This is a genomic window from Desulfotomaculum copahuensis (assembly GCF_001655685.1).
Classification (GTDB): domain Bacteria; phylum Bacillota; class Desulfotomaculia; order Desulfotomaculales; family Desulfovirgulaceae; genus Desulfotomaculum_G; species Desulfotomaculum_G copahuensis.
Window position 1 is genome coordinate 1 of the sequence record NZ_LYVF01000057.1, and the last position, 1507, is coordinate 1507.

Annotated in this window: 4 protein-coding genes and 1 riboswitch; all 4 genes read left to right on the top strand. The window is 50.2% G+C overall.

Features of this window, described 5'->3' with window-relative positions:
- Positions 1-207, top strand: a 207-nt coding sequence (locus A6M21_RS18995; protein ID WP_207644552.1) for a hypothetical protein, incomplete at its 5' end; no start/stop codon positions are given.
- 114 nt (positions 208-321) lie between these two features.
- The gene (locus A6M21_RS04850) at positions 322-513 is read left to right on the top strand and encodes a hypothetical protein (RefSeq protein WP_066666763.1); all 192 of its coding nucleotides are present in this window, start codon (positions 322-324) and stop codon (positions 511-513) included.
- A gap of 99 nt (positions 514-612) precedes the next feature.
- A riboswitch (cyclic di-GMP riboswitch) is annotated at positions 613-701 on the top strand.
- A gap of 68 nt (positions 702-769) precedes the next feature.
- Positions 770-955 carry a hypothetical protein gene (locus A6M21_RS19070; protein ID WP_066666764.1) on the top strand — a complete coding sequence of 62 codons (186 nt, stop codon included), beginning with the start codon at positions 770-772 and terminating at the stop codon, positions 953-955.
- Positions 956-1076: 121 nt separating this feature from the next.
- Positions 1077-1265: a helix-turn-helix domain-containing protein gene (locus tag A6M21_RS04860; RefSeq protein ID WP_242868768.1), complete on the top strand. Its 189-nt coding sequence runs from the start codon at positions 1077-1079 to the stop codon at positions 1263-1265.
- The last annotated feature ends 242 nt before the right edge of the window (positions 1266-1507 follow it).

Here is a 1507-nt window from a genome sequence, read left to right on the forward strand (position 1 = left end):
TTTAACGCGGAAGATGCCCGCGGTACGGCGGACGTGCTTGGTTACCGGCGGAAGGATGCCCGGGAGCGGTATAAGGAACCGGCTGGCCGGGGGTATGGTCTGGTCAGACCGGAGCAAGTGAGCCGGTTGGTGATCAGGGAGGTATGCAAAAACCCGGCCACATCTGGAAGAATACGGTTATCTGGAGCTATTTTGATTAGCGGATAAAGTGTAAAGAAAAAGTTTTTTTGGAACAGGGGGTTGTTAAAAAGGCCTCCTGTTTACTCTTTATAGGTTAAAGGGGTTGTTTTGTCTGGCGTGTTTTGACGGGGGGTGAATGCCTTGAAACGCCAACGGCTTTTGAAGTGTCTGCAGCATCTGCACGCTCTAATTATCGCCTATGCTGATTGTCTCGATGATTTTCCGGAGGGCATGCCGGAGCGCGAGTTGATTTTGGAGCTTTCGGTAAAAGCATCCGGGCAGGCCAGAGAAATCAGGGGTTTATTTTCGCGGCTATATGGCTATGATCCGTGAATGGCGCCGGGATTGATGCCGTCCAGGTGTGACGGCTGACAATGATTTGGAATTTATTTCGTATTTGGCTCGTCTATATATGTTAAACAAGGTAAATATGGGTGATAAAGGCAAACCCGTTGAAAAGCGGGGACGCAAAGCCATGGGGTCTAAGGTGTGTGATGCATTATGACAGCCCGGCCGCCGCCAGTATTTTTTTTGACCTGCCCGTTATTTGGTGGTGGGTCTTTTTTGTCTTTTCCGGGAGGTGATGACAATGCAGGACCTGTTCACTTATGCTTCGCTGGGTACCCTGGCCGGCGCGGTGGCCGCGACTGTCCTGGTGGTTGACTTCATCAAGGAACTCGGCTTTTTAAAGCGGTTTTCCACCCGTAGCCTGGTGGTGCTGGTAGCTGAAGGGATCGTCTTTTCGCCGATATTGCCGCCGGGAGCTTTATGGTAAAAAACATCCCGCTTTGTGTGCTCAACGGTTTGCTGGTGGCGGCCTCTGCCATGGGAAGCTGGCAGGTGGTTCATGACCGGTTGTTTGGTGGTTCCGAAAAAGCAAAGGGAGGATGATTGTCTTGCAGGAAAAGCCAGGGCTTCGGGTATTGGTGCTGCGGGCTAAAAACGGTGACAGGGAGGCTTTTGTCCAATTGATCCTATGCATTTATCCCTTGCTCAAAAAATACAGCCTTCAGCTTGGATACATCGGCGCATGCTCAGACTTGGTTTATTGGCTGTTGCACGCCATTGCCAATTATCAATCATGAATTTTAGCAGCGGTTATAAATTTTCCGGGTCGCTAGGGTTGTTAAAAAGGCCCTTAAATCACTCTTTATAGGGTAAGAGGGCAACTTAAATTCGACACAGGGGAGGTGATATGATGCGGTACACTTGACGATTATTTTCTGCCGGCTGGTTCCAATGCTTGTGTCCTTAACGCGGAAGACTCCCGGTTGCTGGTCTGGATAGAAACCGGTATACGCCGGGAAGCAGCCAGGTTGGCTAAAAA